The sequence below is a fragment of the Flavobacterium sp. YO12 genome, assembly GCF_004119495.1.
GTDB lineage: Bacteria > Bacteroidota > Bacteroidia > Flavobacteriales > Flavobacteriaceae > Flavobacterium.
Map to the genome: position 1 here is coordinate 22,424 of NZ_NRQU01000023.1, position 19,930 is coordinate 42,353.

The window sequence follows — 19,930 nt, forward strand, 5'->3', positions numbered from 1 at the left end:
AGCACAATAAAGACATTTTTATGAAGAAATATCCCGTTTATAGTGTTCAGAATTTTAACTGCAATGATATTCATCGTGATTTTTATGTGAATACCTTTAAAGAACATCTAAAAAGCCACAGCTTTGTCGAAGAACCGCATCGTCATGATTCGTATTTAATGGTGTTTTTTACAAAAGGTTCTGGATTGCATGAAGTCGATTTTGATCAATTCGAAATAAAAAGAGGTAGCTTGTTTGTGCTGCAGCCTGGGCAAATGCATCATTGGAGTTTGTCTGAAGATGTCGAGGGTTTTGTAATTATTTTTTCTCAGGAATTGTATAATTTATATTTCGGACAAAAAAATATCAACGATTACAATTTTTATCATTCCATTCATAATCGTCCTGAAATGGTTTTTGAAGAAAAAGAAATTCCTAGAATTCTTTCGTATTTTAATTTACTGATTCAAGAAAGTAATGAAAATGCGAAATATCAATTAGATAAAATGCTGAATTTGTTAGACTCAATTCACATTGAAATCGCTCGTAAATACAGCGAAACCTATTCACATCAAACACATTCATATAATATTAAAATCAACAAGTTTGAATCACTTTTAGAGGAATATTTTAGAACAGAAAAACTCCCTTCTTTCTACGCAGAAAAACTAAATATTACGCTAAAACATTTAAACCGAATCTGCAATGAAATTCTACAAAAAACCGCCACAGAAGTAATTACAGACCGCGTAATCCTTGAAATAAAAAGAATGTTAATTGATAAGCAATTAGCCGTAAACGAAGTAGCATTTAAAGTAGGTTACGAAGATTACTCGTATTTCTCCCGATTCTTCAAAAAACAAACCAGAATGTCGCCAACTGAATTTAGAAATACAGCGCGCTGAGTTTTTAGGTTTGCCACGACTCGAGCGATAGCGAACAGGCGAAGCAATTACCCGAATTGCCAAGAATTTTTTCTCACAATGCCGAAATTTTTGCCACAGATTAGAAATCCAAATAATCTTTTTAATCTGTGGCAAAAAAAAATAATTCGTGGAAATTCGCGTAATTCGTGGCGAATAAAAAAAGCCCTGCATTTGCAGGGCTTCAATAACCAATCAATTAAATTCGAGAATGCTTGATTATGCTTGTTTTACAAATTGTAATTCAATGTTTAATTTCACTTCTTCACCAACTAAAACACCTCCAGTTTCAAGAGCCGAGTTCCAGTTTAAACCCCAATCTTTACGATTAATTTTTCCTTCTATGTTAAGACCTACTTTTGTGTTTCCCCAAGGATCAGTCATAGTTCCGCTAAATTCTACAGGAAATTTTACAGTTTTAGAAATCCCCTTAATATCTAAATCACCAGTTAATTCATATTCTCCATCATTTACTTTTTTGAAAGAGGAAGCTTTGAATGCTAATTTTGGATGATTTTCGGCATCAAAGAAATCCCCGCTTCTTAAGTGACCATCTCTGTCTGCATTTGCAGTATCGATTGAAGCGATATCGCCAGAAAACTGGATATCTGCATTTTCGAAATTATCTCCGTCTGAAGTAATTGTTGCATCATAAGTTCCAAATTTGCCTGAAACATTTGTAAACATCATGTGTTTAACTTTAAAACCAATTTCTGAGTGTGTTGGGTCAATTGACCATTTTGTAGTTGCCATAATTTTATTTTTTAAATAATTAATTTCATTTTGATAAGACAAAGTTACGGTGGGAGTAAGCGTAACACACTTAACCTAGATTAAGAAATAAAAAATGTGATTTTTTTTGTCGCAGATTACACATATTAAAAAGATTAAAAAAAATATGACGCCACGAATTACACAAATTTTTAACCCAATTTAATTAGTGAAAATTTGTGTAATTCGTGGCGACTAAGAATCACTTTAATCTGCGTAATCTGTGGCGAAAAAACTAATGTGTAAAGTTTAGCTTTTCTTATTCATATAAAATGTCAAAGCTCCAGATGGACATTTTTTTACAGTTTCTATAATTTTATCAGAAGTCGAAGCTTCGGCTATAATCCATGGTTTTTCTTTTGGACGAAAAACATCTGGATTGTTTTTTACACAATTGGTCGAATGTATGCATTTTCCAGATTGCCAAACAATCGTTACTTCGCCATTTGTATATTCTTTAGTTAGGTTATTTGGATTCATGATTGAAAATTTTAAACAGTTAGTTTTAAGTAAATTAAGACCAGTTTCTATCTAATAAAATTACGTTTTCTTTTTGAGTTTTGATGGAATTTGAGCAAAAAAAGAAACGATAATAAGTTGAAAATCAACTTAAATATCGTTTCTAAAAAAAATAATTGTAATCTTTGAATTAATAGTTCATCGGGATGTCCATCAATAAAAATTCAGCGTCAGTGTTGGCTTTAATGTTTAAAACGTCTGTTCCTGAAATTCCAACTGCATCGCGAGTGTTCAATTCTTGATCGTTGATGGTAACATTTCCTTTCAAAACAAAAGCATAAACTCCGTTTCCTTCTTTTTTGATTTTATATTCCGTTGCAATTCCTGCATCAAAATTTCCCATATTAAACCAAGCATCTTGATGAATCCAAACACCTTCATCATCAGCATTTGGTGATAAAACCTGAGCTAATTTATTGTGTCTGTCAGCAACATCTAAAGTAATTTGTTGGTAACGTGGCGTAACATTTCTTTTATTCGGAAACAGCCAAATTTGCAATAATTTAGTCTGCTGATCTGCATTTGGGTTAAACTCACTATGTTGAATTCCGGTTCCGGCACTCATTACTTGAATATCACCATTTTTGATAATTTCAGTATTTCCCATGCTGTCTTTATGAGCCAAATCACCTTCTAATGGAATTGTAATAATTTCCATGTTATCGTGAGGATGTGTTCCAAAACCCATTCCGCCTGCAATTGTATCATCGTTCAAAACACGAAGCGCTCCAAACTGAATTCTGTCCGGATTGTACCAGCTCGCAAAACTAAAGCTGTGATAAGCGTTCAACCATCCGTGATTTGCGTTTCCTCTTGTTTCTGCTTTGTGCAATACTATATTTTCCATGATTTTGTATGTTTTGTTAATTTTATAGTACAAAGATACTATCAAGGTAAAGGAAAAGCACTTAATGTAGATTAAGAAAGATTCTGAGGTTCTGAGAAGCTAAGGTTTTTTGAAATTTTTGCGATTCAGTAAAATTATCTAATTATTTTTTTGAAGCAGAAGTTTGGGTTTTCAAAAGACGTTTAGTCCCGCTATCCGTTTCAATCTTTTATGGTGAACCCCACCATAAAAGGATTTCCACTTTTATCGGGGCTAATTTAGAAGTTTTTGTTTTCAGAAGTTGAATAGACGTAAAGGAAAAACGTTCCGAAGGAACAAAATATATTCTAGGGATGGATTTTAATCCATTCTACGTATGAAGCTCTACAAAGATTGGTGTAGATTATTCTTGTAAATTTCCATCAGGGTATTTATAAAACTCTAAGTCCAAGAGTTCTAATTTTGTGTTTATTTTTTCATTGTTAAGTTCTTCGACTTCTCGATTTCGGAGTTTTTTAATCAAATCTTCATTGGATAGTTTTTTTGGATTAATTAAATTAATTGCCGATTCAAGAATTTTTGCGGTTTTAAACTTTTTATTTTTCTTTAATGATTTTAATGTTTCAAAACAATTTTGACCACTTGAATTAAAAAAGTATTGATTAAATCCTCCATTATTTACTTCCATTTCTAATTCTTCAATATTAGCTGTCGGTTTTGAAATATTAGTTTTCTCTTTGTTTGAACTAACTTGGCCTAAGCAACTTGAAAAAGTCATTAGAAGTAAGAGAAAAATGGAGTTGAATAATTTCATTGCTTACGGTTTTGGGATTTTAATGCTTTGTCAAGTTACTTACGGAGATCTCTCCTTCGTCGAGATGACAAGATTGCGTATAATATCTAAGATCAACTATATTGACTTATAAACTGCTGCACAACAGCATCAGTATTTTCATGACGTTTTTTCTTTTCCAATTCAATTGGCGGAGAAGCGCGTTCCAAACAATCTTTTACATCGCAAGTCTCACAAGTAACACCAACAATTCTCTTTACTAAAGGTTTTCCTTCAATGAATTTGAATTTCTTTTTCATAGTCGACGTAATCAAAATTCCAACAGAGATACTTCGAATAGTATCATGCAAAAAAGGATCTTTAGTTGCCGATGAGAAAACCAGATACTCGTTTCCGCTATGAACGTAACTCGAAATTTGTGCATCAAAAAAATGTGGTTTATTTTGTTTGATGGCTTCGTCGATGGTTTTTACTGAAACCCATCTTCTGCAATAATGTTCGTTCGTTTCGTTGGCATGCGGTTCTTGTTGGTTCGTTATGTGTAGTTCTTTTTTAATATGATAAACATCTGAACCAATTTTATGCGACATTCTTAAAAAGAATAAATTTTTAAGCTGAAAATCTTTCGGCAACAAATTCGTTAATCGTTGGTAAAACGATTCTGGAGAAACTTCAAAACTTTCAATCAACGCTACAAATTCTTCCGGATTTGGTTTTTCATTGATTAAAAAAGCATTCACTTTGTCTACAACCAATTGTCTAGGTAATAATAAAGCACCAGCGAAATAAGAAGCATAAAAATTATTTAAAACCTGATCAAAATTTTCAAATTTAATCCAACTGAAAGTCAGTAAGCGATCCGAAATTTTTAAGTAGTTATAAGCGATCTCTTTAGCTAAAATAAAAGCTCTTTGTGGCGCATCGATTTCTGTTGAAAGCAATAAAGTTTTGCTTTTCGGAACATAAATAGAACGCAAATCGCCCAAAGCTTCTTGATCTGTAAAAGCGATTTCTTGAATTTTGTATTCGTATTCTTCTTTTAAAATTGCCTCTAATTCTTCAATTGTGATTTTAGAATCCAGATTTATCTGAAATGATTTAGAAAACGTAATTACTTTTTCTTCTAAATCTTCAAAATAATTACTGTGTGCTTCCTGATACGAACGTAAAGCTGCTAAAAAGAAACTTTCGCGACTTAGATTATAATGCTGAGCGATTTCGATAATAGTACTAATAAACGCATTGACTTTTGCAGGAGCATTAGCAATAATATCAATTAAATCTGCTTCCTGAATGCCAAAAAGCTCTAACGGAATCTCTTTTAAAATTCCGGATTTCAAAATTTCGCCAATTGGAGCGAGATTATTATCGAGTTTTAATGACACCATTTGGTCATAAGTAACATCTAAATGTTCGCAGAGAAGCAAAATTTTATCTGTTTTTGGATATTTTTTCCCCTTTTCAATTTCATTTAAATACGATTTTGAAAGATTTGTCAGTTTGGCTAAGCCAAAAAGTGACAGATTTTTTTGAGTACGAACTTGCTTCAATTTTAGTCCGAAGATCAGCTTTATATAGTCTTTTTCGATATCCATGAACCAAATATAACTATTATAAAAATAATCGCCAAAAAATTATTTTTAATATTTAGCGAACGTTCGCTTGTTTTGTAAAAAACTTTTTTTTAATATTGTCATGTAGAAATTATTAAAAATCAAAACGTTATGATTTTTATATTCTGAAATGAATAAATGATAATCTAACGAAAAGATTTTTTTCTAATAAAAAAATAAAACCACAGCTATGAAAAACCAATTAGAAATTACCGAAACGGCAATGGAATTTTTAGCCGAAAAGAAGCTTCGTTATCCAAAAATCTGGACAGAAGAAGCGATTGTTTTTATAACCGAATTGCATCGAAAATTCGAATCGCAACGAAAATTATTGCTTTTGCAGCGAGAACAAAAACAAGTCACTTTTGATCAGGGAGTCCTGCCAGTTTTTATTCCGGAAACCAAAAGCGTAAGAGAAGGCAATTGGACAGCTGGTGAAATCCCAAAAGATTTATTAGACCGAAGAGTGGAGATTACCGGACCAGTTGATCGAAAAATGATTATCAATGCGTTGAACTCGGGAGCTAAAACTTTTATGGCCGATTTTGAAGACAGTACTTCGCCGACTTGGCAAAATTTGATGGACGGACAAGTGAATCTAATCGATGCAGTAAATAAAACAATTACATACACTGATTTGGTAAAACAAAAATCCTATCATTTAAATGAAAAAACTGCAATATTAATCGTTCGTCCGAGAGGTTTGCATTTGCCAGAAAAGCATGTTTTGATTGAAGGAAATGAAGTTTCGGGTTCGTTGGTAGATTTTGGTTTGTATGTTTTTCATAATCATAAACGACTTTTAGAAAATAATTCTGGACCGTATTTCTACATTCCGAAATTAGAACATTATCTGGAAGCTCGCTGGTGGAATAATGTAATTGATTTTACCGAGGATTATCTGAAACTAAAACGAGGAACAATAAAAGTGACGGTTTTAATTGAAACCATAACAGCAAGTTTTCAATTGGATGAAATTATTTACGAATTGAAAGAACATATCGTGGGATTGAACTGCGGACGTTGGGATTATATTTTCTCTTACATTAAAAAGTTTAGAAAAAATCCAAAATTCATAGTTCCAGATCGCGATCAGGTAACTATGACTTCGCCTTTTATGAATGCTTATTCGAATTTAGTTATTCAAAGATGTCATAAAAGAGGAATTCATGCAATTGGCGGAATGGCAGCACAGATTCCGATTCGAAATAATGAAGAAGCTAATGCTGTTGCTTTCGCGAAAGTAAAAACGGATAAAGAACGAGAAGTTCGAAACGGACACGACGGAACTTGGGTGGCTCATCCAGATTTAGTTGCACTGGCAAAAGAAATTTTTGATAAAGGAATGCCAACTCCAAATCAGATTCACATTAAAAGAGAACATCGAAAAATTACAGAAGAAGATTTAATTGAACCACCAATAGGAATCATAACTGAAAACGGCGTTCGAAAAAATATTAATGTTGGAGTTTTGTATTTAGCTTCATGGCTAAACGGACAAGGAGCTGCTGCATTACATAATTTGATGGAAGATGCCGCAACAGCCGAAATTTCGAGATCGCAATTGTGGCAATGGCTTCAGAACAAAGTGATTTTGGATAATGGACGAAAATTAGATTTGGCTTATTATCACGAATTGGCTTTGGATGAATTCAGAAAAATAAAAGAAAAATTAGGAGAAGAAAATCACGAAAAACAACAATTTCCGTTAGCTGAAAAAGTACTGGAAAGATTAGTAGTTAATCCTGATTTCGTTGATTTCTTGACAATTCCGTGTTACAAATATTTATAAGATAAAAATCCGCTTAATCTGTGAAATCTGCGGGCGAATAATTTTTTTCACGCAGATTTTGCAGATCAGGGAGATAAAATGAGAATGAAACTTTGGCTTAAATTATCTAACACATAGAAACATAGATTTTAGGTTTTAAATAAAAAGGAAGAAGAAAAAAACAAGTTTTTCACACATAGCTATGTGTATTGAAACAAGTGAAACGCCTTTTACCACAAAGTATAACTATGTCTCTATGTGTTAAAAAAAATGTCCAGTTAAACTGAATACTTTTAACTGTGAACTGAACACTATTACTTACTAACCACTTTAACTATACTATTTATGAAAACAACAGAAGACAGAATTCAGGAATTGATTAACGATTGGATCACGAACCCGAGATGGAAAGGTGTTGAGCGACCTTACACTGCGAGTGAAGTAGTTACACTTCAGGGTTCGTATCATATTGAGCATTCTATAGCCAAAATGGGAGCGCAAAAATTATGGAGAAAGTTAAAAAGTCAGGATTTTGTCGCTGGTTTGGGGGCGTTGACTGGAAATCAGGCAATTCAGGAAGTTGATGCGGGTTTAGAGGCGATTTATTTAAGCGGATGGCAGGTTGCTGCAGATGCAAATCTGGCGGGAGAAATGTATCCTGATCAATCACTTTATCCAGTAAACAGCGTTCCGATGGTGGTAAAAAAGATCAATAATGCATTATTACGTGCTGATCAAATTCAGACTGTAAATAATATTGAAGATAAAAAAGATTATTTGGTTCCGATTGTGGCTGATGCCGAAGCAGGTTTTGGGGGAAACCTGAATGCTTTCGAATTAATGAAATCGATGATTGAAGCTGGAGCTTCTGGAGTTCATTTTGAAGATCAATTAAGTTCTGCTAAAAAGTGCGGGCACTTGGGGGGAAAAGTTTTGGTTCCAACTCAGGAAGCAATTAATAAATTGATTGCAGCGCGTCTGGCTTCGGATGTTATGGGGGTTTCAACTTTAATTGTAGCAAGAACAGATGCCGAAGCAGCAAATTTATTAACTAGCGACGCAGATCCAAGAGATAGAAAATTTTTAACTGGCGAAAAAACAGCTGAAGGTTTCTTTTATGTAAAAAATGGAATCGAGCAGGGAATTGCAAGAGGTTTAAGCTACGCGCCTTACGCCGATTTAATTTGGATGGAAACCAGTAATCCAGATTTAGAATTTGCGAGAAAGTTTGCAACAGCAATGAAAAAAGAATTTCCAGATAAAATGCTGGCTTACAATTGTTCTCCGTCTTTCAATTGGGCAGCAAAATTAACAGTTGCCGAAATGGAAACGTTTAGAGAAGATTTAGCAGCAATGGGGTATAAATTCCAATTCATTACTTTGGCAGGATTCCATGCTTTGAATACGAGTATGTTTGAATTGTCAAGAGCGTACAAAGAACGCGGAATGGCAGGATATTCTGAATTACAGGAACGCGAATTCGCGTTACAAAAAAACGGATTCAGAGCCGTAAAACATCAGGCCTTTGTAGGGACTTCTTATTTTGATGCCGTTCAAAATACCGTTATGATTGGAAAATCAACTATAACAGCGATGGAACATTCTACAGAGGTTGAGCAATTTTAATTCAAAAGAAAAGCCAGTTCATCGAACTGGCTTTTTTTTTGTCACAGATTTCACAGATTAAAAAAGGTTGCTACGAATTACACAAGTTTTCGCGAATTTTATTTTAATTTTTAAATCAATTAATTTGTGGAAATTTGTGTAATTCGTGGCTAAAAAAAATCACTTTAATCTGTGAAATCTGTGGCGAAAAAATTATTTCTTTAAAAGGCGAGCTTTCATTTTGCTGAAAAATTCTGGAGTTACTCCGATAAAAGATGCGATTTGTTTTTGAGGAACTTTATGAACTAACGTTCCGTACTTTTTGCAGAATTTATCAAAACGTTCTTCAGCCGGTAAACTTAAGTTATCCATTAATCTTTGCTGATTGGCAACGAGTGAATTTTCGATCAGAATTCTAAAAAAGCGTTCCAATTTTGGAATCTCAAGAAATAATTGTTCCTGGTTTTCTTTGGATAAAGAAACAACTTCTGCGTCTTCCAGAACTTCAATAAAAAGCTGTCCCGGTTTTTGCGAAAAGTAACTGTACATATCGCTCATCCACCAGCCTTCGCAGGCAAAAGAAAGAACGTGCTCCACAATATTATCGTTGATATTGAAACTTCTTAAAATTCCAGAGTTTACAAAATACGAATGTTTGCAAACTTCTCCCGCACTTAATAAAATAGTTTTGGCTTTATAAGTCTTAGTTTCTGTTTTAGACAAAAAAAGAGCTTGTTCTTCGGGTGTTAATGAAACGTGCTTGGCAATATTTTCAAGAATTAATGCCATTATTTTTCGTTTACTAAAGTGAATGAAGTAGCTTTAAAACGATTTTTTTCGATTGTTCCGGTTACTGTTGCTTTTTTGACTGCATTGCAAAATCCGTCTTCAGCATGAGCATCACCATGATCATCGATTTTTGTTCCGTCAACGAAATAGGTTTTTCCATCAATACGAACGGCCAAATCACAGCTTTTGCCTTTCATTCCAAATTGACATTCTCCACAAGCAGCTTCTACAACTGTTGGTTTGTCAATTACTTTTTTACTTTGAGCCTGAGTTGAAATACCAACAAATAGGAAAATTACGAATATAAGTTTTTTCATTTTTTAAGAGTTTACAGTTATTAATTTTGCCGTTTCTTTGGCACGTTCTATTACTTCAATTATTGGAGTTGCAAGTGAATCGTGGCTTAAAACAACTCCCATTCGGCGATAAGGTCTTGAAGTCGGTTTTCCAAAAATCCTGAAATCAGTTTTTGATAATGCTGCTACTTTTTCGATTCCGTTAAACGTTGGATTTGTAGAATCTTCTGATGCTAAAATTACAGCGCTTGCTCCAGCTTTTTCTAAAGTGATTTCAAAAATTGGAAGACTTAAAATAGCTCTTAAATGAAGTTCAAATTCGTTGAAATTTTGCGTTCCAGCCAAAGTTACCATTCCGGTATCGTGCGGACGAGGAGAAAGTTCAGAGAAGTAAACGCCTTCTTTAGTAAGGAAAAATTCAACACCAAAAAGTCCGGCACCTCCAAGTGCTTCGGTAATTTTTTCGGCCATATCCTGCGCTTCGTACAGATCTTTTTCTGAAACTAAAGCTGGTTGCCAGCTTTCTTGATAATCACCGCGTTCTTGTCTGTGGCCAATTGGCGCACAAAACAAAGTTGGATTGTTATTTTGAGTAATTGTTAAAAGCGTAATTTCCGAATGAAAATCAACAAAGGCTTCTACAATAACTTCGATAACATCGCCACGCGAACCAGCAACAGCATATTGCCACGCTTTTTCGATATCACTTTCTGTTTTGATTGTCGATTGCCCTTTTCCAGACGAAGACATTAAAGGTTTTACTACGCATGGAATTCCAACTTCTTGAACGGCCTTTTGCAATTCTTCAGCCGAAGTTGCGTATTCATATTTTGCGGTACGTAATCCTAATTCTTTTGAAGCTAAATCACGAATGGCTTTGCGATTCATGGTAAAGTTTGCCGCTTTCGCTGAAGGAACAACTGTAATTCCTTGCTTTTCATAATCGTAAAAACGTTCGGTGCGAATGGCTTCTATTTCGGGAACTATAAAATCCGGTTTGTGTTTGGCTACGATTCTGTCCAACGCTTCGCCGTCGAGCATATTGATGACTTCAAAACCGTGGGCGACCTGCATAGCCGGTGCATTTTCGTAACTGTCAACTGCAATTATGGTTTGTCCGATTCGTTGCGCGGCAATGACAAATTCTTTGCCTAATTCGCCTGAACCTAGGAGTAGTATTTTCATTTTGGAGTGTTGTAATGTTTGAGTAGTAAAAGTACAGAAAAAGCTTTTTTTAACCGCAAAGAGCGAAAAGAAATTCTCACGCAGATTTTGCAGATCGAGCAGATTTAATTTTGTTTTAGATTTTAGTTCTGACAAAGTAATCGCGCAGTTTGTCATTTCGAGGAACGAGAAATCACACTAGAAGCTCGACAAAGATTTGTGATTCACTTTTTGGAATCCCGTATGCGATTTCTCCTTACGTCGAAATGACAATATTGAGGAAATGATAGTGAAAATTTAACCGCAAAGAGCGCAAAGAATTACGAAAAGAACTCAAGGTTTTAACTTTAAGTAAAAAAGGTTCGCAAAGATTGTTTTAAAATCTTTGCGAACCTTGCGTATACCTTTGCGAACTTTGCGGTTAAATAGTAATATTAATGAAAATGATCTTCTTCAATCTCAAATTCAGCATCTTTTTCCCAGATTTCCATTTCGCAGGGTTTACAGTTGAATTTTAGTTTGTATTCAAGTTCTCCCTGTTTTAATACTAATGGCTCTTTTACCTTGACACCAACTATATCTTTTTGGTGTATTGGGCATTTTTTTAATTCGTATTTGATGCAATATTTCGTTGTCATTACACGAGATTTTCCTGGATCCCATTGTAATTCGAATGCTTTTTCGATTTCAGTCACACCATGACGTTCGTAAAATTTACGAGCCGTTTTGTTCGAAACATTGTACATGAAATCCAATTTGGTTTCAGGATACGGATGTGACGTTTTTACTAATTGGTGTTCTTGGCGTTTGTAATTTGCCAAACGAATTTCAGTCAACTGATCGTAAACTGTTCTTCGCATTTCGTTGATTTTTGAAATAGGAAGGAACCAGTTTTGAGAAAACATAATGTTGATTTCATTAGCAGTATAAGGCGTGAAACCTGTTTTAGCTAATTGTGTTTTGATATTTTCTTCGATTGATTCGCCAGTTTTTGTTTGCTCTTTTGCGTGATCTAAATTAACGATACTTACATTTCCGTCTTCATCGGTTGCGATTAATTCAAAACCAGTTTCAGTTTCTGTAAGTAATAAAGTGGTGCTTAATTTACGAACGGCGCTATCTTCTCTTTCAACAATTTTGATGAAAGCGGCGTCATTATTTCTGTAAATGAAAGTTCCGTCTTTTACTTCTTTTAAAACGTTTGGATAAATTTTGCCGTTTTCGGCTTTGTTTACATAGATTCCGTCAGCTTCATTATTTTCGTTGATGAAGCAAAGTCCGTCACCGTTGTTTAATAATTCACCGTTTTCGATTTCGTAAGCGTTTCCAACAGTGCGGATTAATTTACCAATATATTGTCCTTTTGATTTTGGGCTTTCCCAAGAACCAATTGAGGTGTGTCTTTCGTTTACGAAATAATCCGTATAACCACGATTGAAGGTTCTGCTTAAAGAAGAATCAAAAGTATACGTACAAGTTCCAGAAGAAGCTTTCATGTATTTTTCGCTTCCTTCACCTTCTAAATAACTGTCTAGTTTTTGACGTAAATAAGAAACGTTGTTTTTTACATAAACGACATCTTTCAATCGGCCTTCAATTTTAAAAGAAACGATTCCGGCTTCGATTAAATTCGGAATTTGTTCTGAAATATCTAAATCTTTTATCGAAAGCAAGTGGCTGTTTCTGATTAAAGTTTCTCCGTTTCCGTCGATTAAGTTATAAGGCAAACGGCAGTTTTGAGCGCAAGAACCACGATTGGCGCTGCGTTCTCCGTTTGCTACACTCATGTAACAGTTTCCACTGAAAGAGACACATAATGCTCCAGTTACGAAAAACTCTAATTCAACATCAGCTTCGTCGTAAATCGTTTTAATTTGATGCAAGTTCAACTCACGTGCTAAAACGACACGTTTGATTCCAGCATCTTTTAAGAATTTTATTTTATCGGCATCACGATTGTTGGCTTGTGTGCTGGCGTGAAGTACGATAGGAGGTAAGTCCATTTCCATAATCGCCATATCTTGAATGATCAAGGCATCAACACCAATATCGTATAACTCCCAGATCATTGAACGACACGTTTCAAGTTCGTTATCGTATAAAATGGTATTCATAACAACAAAAACCTGAGCATTAAATAAATGCGCATATTGTACTAAAGCTGCAACATCTTCAATAGAATTGTTGGCATTAGAACGTGCACCAAATTGTGGTGCTCCAATATATACTGCATCGGCGCCACTGTTTATTGCGGCCATTCCTCCAATTAAATCTTTAGCAGGTGCTAATATTTCGATTTTCTTCTTCATTTCTAAAACTTTAGACTTTTGTGGTATTCCCGAAAAAAAGTGTGCAAAGGTCTTATAAAATATTCGAGTTTGCTAATGATAGAGGGATTTTTTTGAAATTGTTAACTTAATATGGAATGATGATAAACGAAGTTTTTGTTTATTTGGTTGGTTCGTAAATAAGCTGTACTACTCCAGATTTGAAAATATTGGTTTTAAGTAAGGTTAATTCTAGTCGTTCTTTTAAGTCTTCAAATAATGGCTTACCGCTTCCTAGAGCTATTGGATGGACTGATATTCTGTATATGTCAATAAGATTTAATTGAATAAAGGTTTTAATAAGACTTGCTCCACCATAGAGCCAAATGTCACCTCCGGGTTGTTTTTTAATCTCATTTATTTTTGTTACAATATCTGAGTTTATAAATGTTGCTTTGTTGTCTTGTCTGCTTTGACTTGAAAAAACATATTTCTTTTTTGAATGTACTCCTTTCCAAAGCATTAGTTCTGCATTACTTGCATTTGTTTCTGGCTGATAATTGCCCCAAGAATCATAACTTACCCGACCATAAAAAATGGTATCTATACCTGATAGAAATCGATCAAAATCTATTTCGTCATCCATAATACACCAATCAATTTCTCCATTTGGACCTTCAATAAAGCCATCTAAGGTTACAGCTAAATCTAGAATTACTTTTTTCATTTGTCAAATTTTTATGTTTGTTACAATTTAATAAAAGATAGTTTTTAATTTGAATAAAACCTAATCTAGAGGGATAGAATATCCAATAGCAAATACACTGGTTGACTGTTTTGCAGCAGGATGAAAATATCCAGAAATACCAATTTCCAGGCTGTTTTTTCTGCCCAGCGCTAATCCAATACTAAATGGGATATGCAGTAAAACATCACTTTTGTTAAAATTAATGTTTGGTGTAAAGGTTTCGAATTTACCTATCGAAGTTCCTATACCACCTTCGATAAATGGTGCTACCCATGGAATTGGTGCGCAAATACGAACTTTTCCTCCCATTAAAAAAGCATTAGTTGTTACTTTATATTGAGGTTGGTTTTGTATATTTTGATCTTTATCTACAGATTCAAAAATGGCGCCAGCATAAGGTCTTATACTTAGCCATGATTTTACTCCTAAAACATATTCTGCTTGAAGATAAAGTCCGCCTCCCATAACATCTACTTCTTCCTGACTTCCATAATCTTCGATGTAATATGAACTGCTCGATCCATAACCTATGGATGCTTTAATAAAATTACCCATAGTCTGGGCTTTTGAATGAGACGAAAATAATAGTGTAAACATTATAGCAGTAAAATAGCGTAGAGTTAAGGTCATTGATTTTTTTTTTAGTTTATTAAATGGTGAGGCGAATATAAGAATTTATTTACATGTTTAAACAAAGACAAAAAAACAGCTTAAAGTATAAAAGTGATGAAACTTTTGAACCTTAAGCCGTTTTAATAAAACTTATTTATGTTGTTATGCAGTCAAAGCTTCTTTGATTCTGCGTAATGCTTCTTTTAAAATATTGTCGCTTGTTGCGTAAGAGAAACGAATACAATTTGGATTTCCGAAAGCGTCTCCGGTTACAGTTGCAACGTTAGCTTCAGCTAAAAGATACATCGAAACGTCGTTTGCATCTTTAATTTCAGTTCCTTTTAAAGTTTTTCCGAAGAAAGAAGAAACGTCTGGGAAAACGTAAAATGCTCCTTCTGGAACGTTGATTTTTACTCCAGGAATTTCTTTTAATAATCCAACCACTAAATCTCTACGTGTGTGGAACGCCTGAACCATGTGGTTTAATACACTTGGATCTGCATCTACAGCTGTGATTGTAGCACGTTGCGCCACAGAATTTGCTCCAGATGTTACTTGTCCTTGAATTTTTGTACATGCTTTTGCAATAAATTCTGGTGCTCCAATATAACCAATTCTGTATCCTGTCATGGCGAAAGCTTTTGCAACTCCGTTTACAGTGATTGTTCTTTCTAACATTCCTGGAATTGAACCGATACTGCAGAAAGTTCCTGAGAAATTGATATGCTCATAGATTTCATCTGCAACTACGTAAATATTTGGGTGTTTTTCTAAAACTTTTGCAAGTGCTGTTAGTTCTTCTCTACTGTAAACAGAACCTGAAGGGTTGCAAGGAGAAGAAAACCACATCATTTTTGTTTTTGGTGTGATGGCAGCTTCTAATTGTTCTGGAGTGATTTTGAAATCTGTATCTACAGAAGTTGGAACTTCAATAGGTACTCCTCCAGAAAGTTTTACGATTTCGAAATATGAAACCCAGTATGGCGCTGGTAAAATAACTTCGTCACCATCGTTTAACATTACTTGTGCAATGTTGTATAAAGATTGTTTTGCTCCTGTAGAAACTACGATTTGAGTTGGTTTGTACTCTAATCCGTTGTCTCTTTTAAATTTTCTACAGATTGCTTCTCTTAATTCAAGGTAACCTTCTACTGGAGAATATGTGCTATAATTTTCGTCTACTGCTTTTTTAACAGCTTCTTTAATAAAGTCAGGTGTATTAAAGTCAGGCTCACCTAGGCTTAAACTGATAATGTCTTTTCCTTGTGCTTTTAATTCGCGAGCTAATGCTGCCATTGCTAATGTTTGTGAAGTCGCAAGGTTGTTGATTCTGTCTGAAAGAATATGGTTCATTATAAAAATTTTGAATGTCCTTAATTTTCAACTTTTAATTAAGGAAGGTTATTATTAATAGATTTTTTTAGCTTAAACTGATAATTCAGGTTTCATTCCTAAATCGCGTAAATGCTTAAAGTGTGCAATAATAGCACTTCGCATTGTTTTGTATTCATAATAAGGCAAGTTGCACTCCTTTGCAGTTTCTTTTACGATTTTTGCAATTTTACCATAATGTATATGACTTATATTTGGAAAAATATGATGTTCGATTTGATGATTCAATCCTCCTGTGTACCAGTTAACAATTGCATTTTTTGGAGCAAAATTTGTTGTAGTAAACAATTGGTGAATTGCCCAAGTATTGTCCATTTCTCCTAATTCATTTGGGGTTGGATTTGTAGTATGTTCTACAACGTGAGCCAACTGAAAAACAACACTTAAGATTAATCCTGCAGTGTAGTGCATTACGAAAAAGCCAAGAAGAACTTTCCACCAAGTAATTCCTATTACAATTGGTAAAACAATCCAAATAGAAACATATATAATTTTGGTGATGATTAAAGTTGTCCAAAGAATTTTTGGGCTTTTTGGTTCACCATAAGATAATTTTCTTTTAAGGTAGTTTCTCATTTGCTTAAAATCGGTAGTAATGGCCCAATTAAAAGTCAATAACCCATATAAGAAAACAGAATAATAATGTTGAAAACGATGAAAACTATGCCATTTTGCATCTTGAGTAAAACGGATAATTCTTCCAGCATCTAAATCTTCGTCATGTCCTGGAATGTTGGTATATGTATGATGAAGCACATTATGCTGTACCTGCCAGTTGTAAACATTTCCTGCCAGTACATAAATAGTACCTCCCATAAATTTGTTAATCCAGTTTATATTAGAATACGAACCATGATTTCCATCATGCATTACATTCATTCCAACACCAGCCATACCAATACCAATTACGATCGATAAAAGAAGCATTACCCAAAAAGGCATATTAAGTGTAAGGATTAAAAAATACGGAGTAAGAAAAACCGCGAACAGAATAACAGCTTTTAAGTGCAGCTTCCAGTTTCCGGTCTTCTGAATGTTGTTCTCTTTAAAGTAATTGTTTACCCGAGAGTTAAGTGTTCTGAAAAACTTCAGATTGTCTTGCCTTGCAAAAGTTGGAGCAGTGTTATTCATAATTAATTTAAATAGTTTTCAAAGGTAATTATTATAAATTTTCAATTTGCAAAATTGAGTTAAATATTTCAATCGTAAAGTAGTACTTTTGTTAAAAATTTAGAGCAATGGATGAGATATTGAAATATTTTCCTGATTTGACCGATCTTCAAATCGAACAATTTCAAAAATTAGACTTTTTATACCACGATTGGAATGAAAAAATTAATGTAATTTCTAGAAAAGATATTGATGCCTTATATACAAAACACATCTTGCATTCTTTAGGAATTGCTAAAATCATGAAATTTGAGCCGGGAGCAACAGTTCTTGATGTTGGAACTGGAGGTGGCTTTCCTGGGATTCCGTTGGCGATTCTTTTTCCTGAAACACGTTTTTACTTAATTGATGTAATCGCAAAAAAAATAAAAGTTGTTCAAGGTGTTGTTGATGCATTAGAATTAAAGAACGTAAAAGCGGAACAAAAGCGTGCAGAATTAGTAAAGGGTGATTTTGACTTTATTGTCAGCCGTGCCGTAACCAATATGCCAGATTTTGTTTCTTGGATAAAAGATAAAATTAAAAAGCAGCACAAGCATACTTTGAAAAACGGAATTTTGTATTTGAAAGGAGGAGATCTGACAGAAGAATTAAAAGATTTTCCAAATACAACTCTGTATGACTTATCAGAAATATTTGACGATGAATTTTTTGAAACTAAAAAAGTGGTTCATCTGCCTTTAAAATTTAAAGCTTAAATTAAACATAAAAAAATAACCCGAATGAATTTTCTTTCGGGTTATTTTTTGAATTAATATTAGGTTGGTTAGGATGCCTTTTTAGCAGAATTCAAAAAAGGATTTGCTTTAAGATTTAAATTATCAATAAAATTTTGAATTGCATTTTCTGACGCTTCAAGACTGTATTTAAACTCAGGATCAAAGAAAAAATCGCGGCATATTACAGGCTCATTTGATGAATTGTAAACTGCCTCATCAGATTCGTCTAAATCAATATAACTATAAGTACAAGGATAAAGTGAAACTAAGTTAGCAATTGTGCTGCTAAGCCATTTGTCAAAAGTTTTCTTTTTTGGAGTAATATGACGCGCTAACAATGCTAATCCTAAAAGTTCATTTTGTAAAAAATAAGATCCTTTTCTATATCTAACATCAATCATAGTCACGTTCATTAAAGCAATCCATAATGCACCGTCAACAGGACCTGCGGCAGGAATTTCAAGTTCTGTATCAAACAATAAAGGATTTGTCTGCTCTCGGTTATTAATAGAGCACCAAAGAGCTTCAATTCGTTTTTGGGTGTCATTTGTTGTTTGTGTGAATCCTGTAAAGCGCCAATAAATCCATTCTAACAATGCCGCAGTTAGACCAATAGAGCCTTTATGGTTAATATGGGTTAACGCATTTTCCAACTCTTGATTTTGTTCAAGAGGATCTAAAAATTTGTTTATTTTCTTCCGAGTCCACGTAAAATCAATTGAATGACCAATACTTTTTGATTCTAAAATTATTTTAGGGACATTGTTTAAATTCCTCATTTGATTAATGTGTTAAATTATTTTAGACAAATTTAAAGTGATGTTTTTTTACGAAATGTTATTAGAAGTTTTTAAAACAACAAAATAAGTTTTTTAACAAAGTGTATGATATTGACAATCAATAAAATAAGAAAAGTATTACAATAATTATTCAAAAAATGCCAGTTAAAGTAATGTTAATTTGTGTAAATTTAATTTGGTAAAAATTGTAAGAAATTCTATTTTACTTTGATTGATTATTTGAACCTTTTTTATTATTTAATTTAAAAATATGTATGATGAATAAAATACTTTGTACGATTGGTTTAATGATGTTTTTCGTAGCTTCTTGCGAGAAAAAACAAACAAAAGAAGCGCAAGAGCCTGAAGAATTACATGAAAATGTAATGATCGAAACAGCTTCAAAATTAGTTCCATTAAAAGAAAAAGTTCTAACTGCAGAACAACAAAAAGCACTTACACCCGATTTGGTTATTCAGAGATTGAAAGAGGGAAATAAGCGGTATATGAATAACGACTTAACTTTAAGAGATCATTCAGCATTGGTTCGTGATGCCGTTGAAGGGCAATACCCAAAAGCAGTTATTCTTTCTTGTGTTGACAGCAGAATTCCTGTAGAAGATGTTTTTGATAAAGGAATTGGAGATCTTTTTGTTGGAAGAGTCGCTGGGAATTTTGTTAATGAAGATTTATTAGGCAGTATGGAATTTGGCTGTAAAGTTTCTGGAGCAAAACTCATTTTGGTTTTAGGACATGAATCCTGCGGAGCTATAAAATCAGCGATTGACAATGTAGAATTAGGAAATATCACGGCGATGCTTGCTAAAATAAAACCGGCAATAGCAAAATCTCAAGATTTTAAAGGAGACAAAACTTCTAAAAATGATGAATTTGTAGAGCATGTTGCAAAAACGAATGTGCTTGAAACAATTGAAGATATCAAAGCAAAAAGTCCTATTTTAAAAGAAATGGCAGATAAAGGCGAAATCAAAATCGTAGGAGCTTATTATGATTTACATTCTGGAGAAGTTGTTTTTCTTTAATTCTATAAACATTAAAAATAAAAGCCGAATCTTGAAAATAGATTCGGCTTTTTTCATGCAGATAAAATTCTAAGCAAGAAAATTTCATTTATCACCTATTATTTTTCTTTCATGTACTTTTATTTGTTCGCTCTATATTAGAGAAATACCT

Annotated in this window: 19 protein-coding genes; 5 read left to right on the plus strand and 14 right to left on the minus strand. The window is 33.7% G+C overall.

Going from position 1 to position 19,930, the window contains the following annotated elements; all coding sequences use genetic code 11:
- Positions 1 to 20 precede the first annotated feature (20 nt).
- On the plus strand, positions 21 to 884 hold the full coding sequence (locus tag BOW55_RS09575) for a helix-turn-helix domain-containing protein (protein ID WP_129023934.1): 864 nt from the start codon (positions 21 to 23) through the stop codon (positions 882 to 884).
- Positions 885 to 1,121: 237 nt separating this feature from the next.
- Here BOW55_RS09575 and BOW55_RS09580 read toward each other — a convergent pair whose 3' ends face one another.
- From BOW55_RS09580 to BOW55_RS09600, 5 genes are all read right to left on the minus strand, one after another.
- Entirely contained in the window at positions 1,122 to 1,655 is a 534-nt protein-coding gene (locus tag BOW55_RS09580) for a YceI family protein (RefSeq protein ID WP_089054976.1), read from the minus strand.
- Between the two features lie 267 nt (positions 1,656 to 1,922).
- Complete coding sequence (locus tag BOW55_RS09585) at positions 1,923 to 2,153, minus strand: (4Fe-4S)-binding protein (RefSeq protein ID WP_129023935.1); 231 nt, start codon at positions 2,151 to 2,153, stop codon at positions 1,923 to 1,925.
- Positions 2,154 to 2,322: 169 nt separating this feature from the next.
- Complete coding sequence (locus BOW55_RS09590; RefSeq protein ID WP_129023936.1) at positions 2,323 to 3,039, minus strand: pirin family protein; 717 nt, start codon at positions 3,037 to 3,039, stop codon at positions 2,323 to 2,325.
- 382 nt (positions 3,040 to 3,421) lie between these two features.
- Complete coding sequence (locus BOW55_RS09595; protein WP_129023937.1) at positions 3,422 to 3,832, minus strand: DUF4375 domain-containing protein; 411 nt, start codon at positions 3,830 to 3,832, stop codon at positions 3,422 to 3,424.
- Between the two features lie 92 nt (positions 3,833 to 3,924).
- Positions 3,925 to 5,406 (minus strand): helix-turn-helix domain-containing protein, encoded by a 1,482-nt coding sequence (locus BOW55_RS09600; RefSeq protein WP_129023938.1) that lies wholly within the window; start codon positions 5,404 to 5,406, stop codon positions 3,925 to 3,927.
- A 208-nt stretch (positions 5,407 to 5,614) separates the two neighbouring features.
- Between BOW55_RS09600 and aceB the strand changes: the two genes are divergently transcribed.
- Together aceB and aceA are read left to right on the plus strand one after the other, a co-directional pair.
- Positions 5,615 to 7,216: a malate synthase A gene (gene aceB / locus BOW55_RS09605; protein WP_129023939.1), complete on the plus strand. Its 1,602-nt coding sequence runs from the start codon at positions 5,615 to 5,617 to the stop codon at positions 7,214 to 7,216.
- A 324-nt stretch (positions 7,217 to 7,540) separates the two neighbouring features.
- Positions 7,541 to 8,821 carry an isocitrate lyase gene (gene aceA, locus BOW55_RS09610; protein WP_129023940.1) on the plus strand — a complete coding sequence of 427 codons (1,281 nt, stop codon included), beginning with the start codon at positions 7,541 to 7,543 and terminating at the stop codon, positions 8,819 to 8,821.
- Positions 8,822 to 9,013: 192 nt separating this feature from the next.
- Here the strand turns inward: aceA and BOW55_RS09615 are convergent, their stop codons facing one another.
- From BOW55_RS09615 to BOW55_RS09650, 8 genes are all read right to left on the minus strand, one after another.
- Complete coding sequence (locus BOW55_RS09615) at positions 9,014 to 9,589, minus strand: Crp/Fnr family transcriptional regulator (protein ID WP_129023941.1); 576 nt, start codon at positions 9,587 to 9,589, stop codon at positions 9,014 to 9,016.
- On the minus strand, positions 9,589 to 9,906 hold the full coding sequence (locus BOW55_RS09620) for a DUF6370 family protein (protein ID WP_089054968.1): 318 nt from the start codon (positions 9,904 to 9,906) through the stop codon (positions 9,589 to 9,591). The genes BOW55_RS09615 and BOW55_RS09620 overlap by 1 nt, the downstream gene beginning before the upstream one ends.
- Positions 9,907 to 9,909: 3 nt before the next feature.
- Positions 9,910 to 11,070, minus strand: coding sequence for a formate-dependent phosphoribosylglycinamide formyltransferase (purT, locus tag BOW55_RS09625; protein WP_129023942.1), 1,161 nt, complete (start codon positions 11,068 to 11,070; stop codon positions 9,910 to 9,912).
- Between the two features lie 413 nt (positions 11,071 to 11,483).
- Positions 11,484 to 13,358, minus strand: coding sequence for a U32 family peptidase (locus BOW55_RS09630; RefSeq protein ID WP_129023943.1), 1,875 nt, complete (start codon positions 13,356 to 13,358; stop codon positions 11,484 to 11,486).
- A 139-nt stretch (positions 13,359 to 13,497) separates the two neighbouring features.
- Complete coding sequence (locus BOW55_RS09635) at positions 13,498 to 14,043, minus strand: dihydrofolate reductase family protein (protein ID WP_129023944.1); 546 nt, start codon at positions 14,041 to 14,043, stop codon at positions 13,498 to 13,500.
- 60 nt (positions 14,044 to 14,103) lie between these two features.
- A complete protein-coding gene (locus BOW55_RS09640) occupies positions 14,104 to 14,694 on the minus strand; it encodes a hypothetical protein (RefSeq protein WP_129023945.1) in 591 nt (196 codons plus the stop codon).
- Between the two features lie 144 nt (positions 14,695 to 14,838).
- Positions 14,839 to 16,029: a pyridoxal phosphate-dependent aminotransferase gene (locus BOW55_RS09645; RefSeq protein ID WP_129023946.1), complete on the minus strand. Its 1,191-nt coding sequence runs from the start codon at positions 16,027 to 16,029 to the stop codon at positions 14,839 to 14,841.
- A gap of 72 nt (positions 16,030 to 16,101) precedes the next feature.
- Positions 16,102 to 17,199, minus strand: coding sequence for an acyl-CoA desaturase (locus BOW55_RS09650; protein WP_129023947.1), 1,098 nt, complete (start codon positions 17,197 to 17,199; stop codon positions 16,102 to 16,104).
- A gap of 107 nt (positions 17,200 to 17,306) precedes the next feature.
- Here BOW55_RS09650 and rsmG point away from each other — a divergent pair, with 107 nt between their 5' ends.
- Positions 17,307 to 17,936: a 16S rRNA (guanine(527)-N(7))-methyltransferase RsmG gene (rsmG, locus tag BOW55_RS09655; RefSeq protein WP_129023948.1), complete on the plus strand. Its 630-nt coding sequence runs from the start codon at positions 17,307 to 17,309 to the stop codon at positions 17,934 to 17,936.
- Positions 17,937 to 18,004: 68 nt separating this feature from the next.
- Here the strand turns inward: rsmG and BOW55_RS09660 are convergent, their stop codons facing one another.
- Entirely contained in the window at positions 18,005 to 18,736 is a 732-nt protein-coding gene (locus BOW55_RS09660; protein ID WP_129023949.1) for a hypothetical protein, read from the minus strand.
- Between the two features lie 278 nt (positions 18,737 to 19,014).
- On the opposite strand from BOW55_RS09660, the gene BOW55_RS09665 reads away from it, so the two are divergent.
- Complete coding sequence (locus tag BOW55_RS09665) at positions 19,015 to 19,779, plus strand: carbonic anhydrase family protein (RefSeq protein WP_371414516.1); 765 nt, start codon at positions 19,015 to 19,017, stop codon at positions 19,777 to 19,779.
- Positions 19,780 to 19,930 lie beyond the last annotated feature (151 nt).

Coding starts and splice junctions, on each gene's coding strand:
- aceB (WP_129023939.1), top strand. CDS start 5,615: ATGAAAAACCAATTAGAAATTACCGAAACGGCAATGGAATTTTTAGCC.
- BOW55_RS09590 (WP_129023936.1), bottom strand. CDS start 3,039: ATGGAAAATATAGTATTGCACAAAGCAGAAACAAGAGGAAACGCAAAT.
- BOW55_RS09595 (WP_129023937.1), bottom strand. CDS start 3,832: ATGAAATTATTCAACTCCATTTTTCTCTTACTTCTAATGACTTTTTCA.
- BOW55_RS09660 (WP_129023949.1), bottom strand. CDS start 18,736: ATGAGGAATTTAAACAATGTCCCTAAAATAATTTTAGAATCAAAAAGT.
- BOW55_RS09645 (WP_129023946.1), bottom strand. CDS start 16,029: ATGAACCATATTCTTTCAGACAGAATCAACAACCTTGCGACTTCACAA.
- purT (WP_129023942.1), bottom strand. CDS start 11,070: ATGAAAATACTACTCCTAGGTTCAGGCGAATTAGGCAAAGAATTTGTC.
- BOW55_RS09575 (WP_129023934.1), top strand. CDS start 21: ATGAAGAAATATCCCGTTTATAGTGTTCAGAATTTTAACTGCAATGAT.
- BOW55_RS09615 (WP_129023941.1), bottom strand. CDS start 9,589: ATGGCATTAATTCTTGAAAATATTGCCAAGCACGTTTCATTAACACCC.
- BOW55_RS09665 (WP_371414516.1), top strand. CDS start 19,015: ATGAATAAAATACTTTGTACGATTGGTTTAATGATGTTTTTCGTAGCT.
- BOW55_RS09640 (WP_129023945.1), bottom strand. CDS start 14,694: ATGACCTTAACTCTACGCTATTTTACTGCTATAATGTTTACACTATTA.
- BOW55_RS09580 (WP_089054976.1), bottom strand. CDS start 1,655: ATGGCAACTACAAAATGGTCAATTGACCCAACACACTCAGAAATTGGT.
- rsmG (WP_129023948.1), top strand. CDS start 17,307: ATGGATGAGATATTGAAATATTTTCCTGATTTGACCGATCTTCAAATC.
- BOW55_RS09585 (WP_129023935.1), bottom strand. CDS start 2,153: ATGAATCCAAATAACCTAACTAAAGAATATACAAATGGCGAAGTAACG.
- BOW55_RS09600 (WP_129023938.1), bottom strand. CDS start 5,406: ATGGATATCGAAAAAGACTATATAAAGCTGATCTTCGGACTAAAATTG.
- BOW55_RS09650 (WP_129023947.1), bottom strand. CDS start 17,199: ATGAATAACACTGCTCCAACTTTTGCAAGGCAAGACAATCTGAAGTTT.
- aceA (WP_129023940.1), top strand. CDS start 7,541: ATGAAAACAACAGAAGACAGAATTCAGGAATTGATTAACGATTGGATC.
- BOW55_RS09630 (WP_129023943.1), bottom strand. CDS start 13,358: ATGAAGAAGAAAATCGAAATATTAGCACCTGCTAAAGATTTAATTGGA.
- BOW55_RS09620 (WP_089054968.1), bottom strand. CDS start 9,906: ATGAAAAAACTTATATTCGTAATTTTCCTATTTGTTGGTATTTCAACT.
- BOW55_RS09635 (WP_129023944.1), bottom strand. CDS start 14,043: ATGAAAAAAGTAATTCTAGATTTAGCTGTAACCTTAGATGGCTTTATT.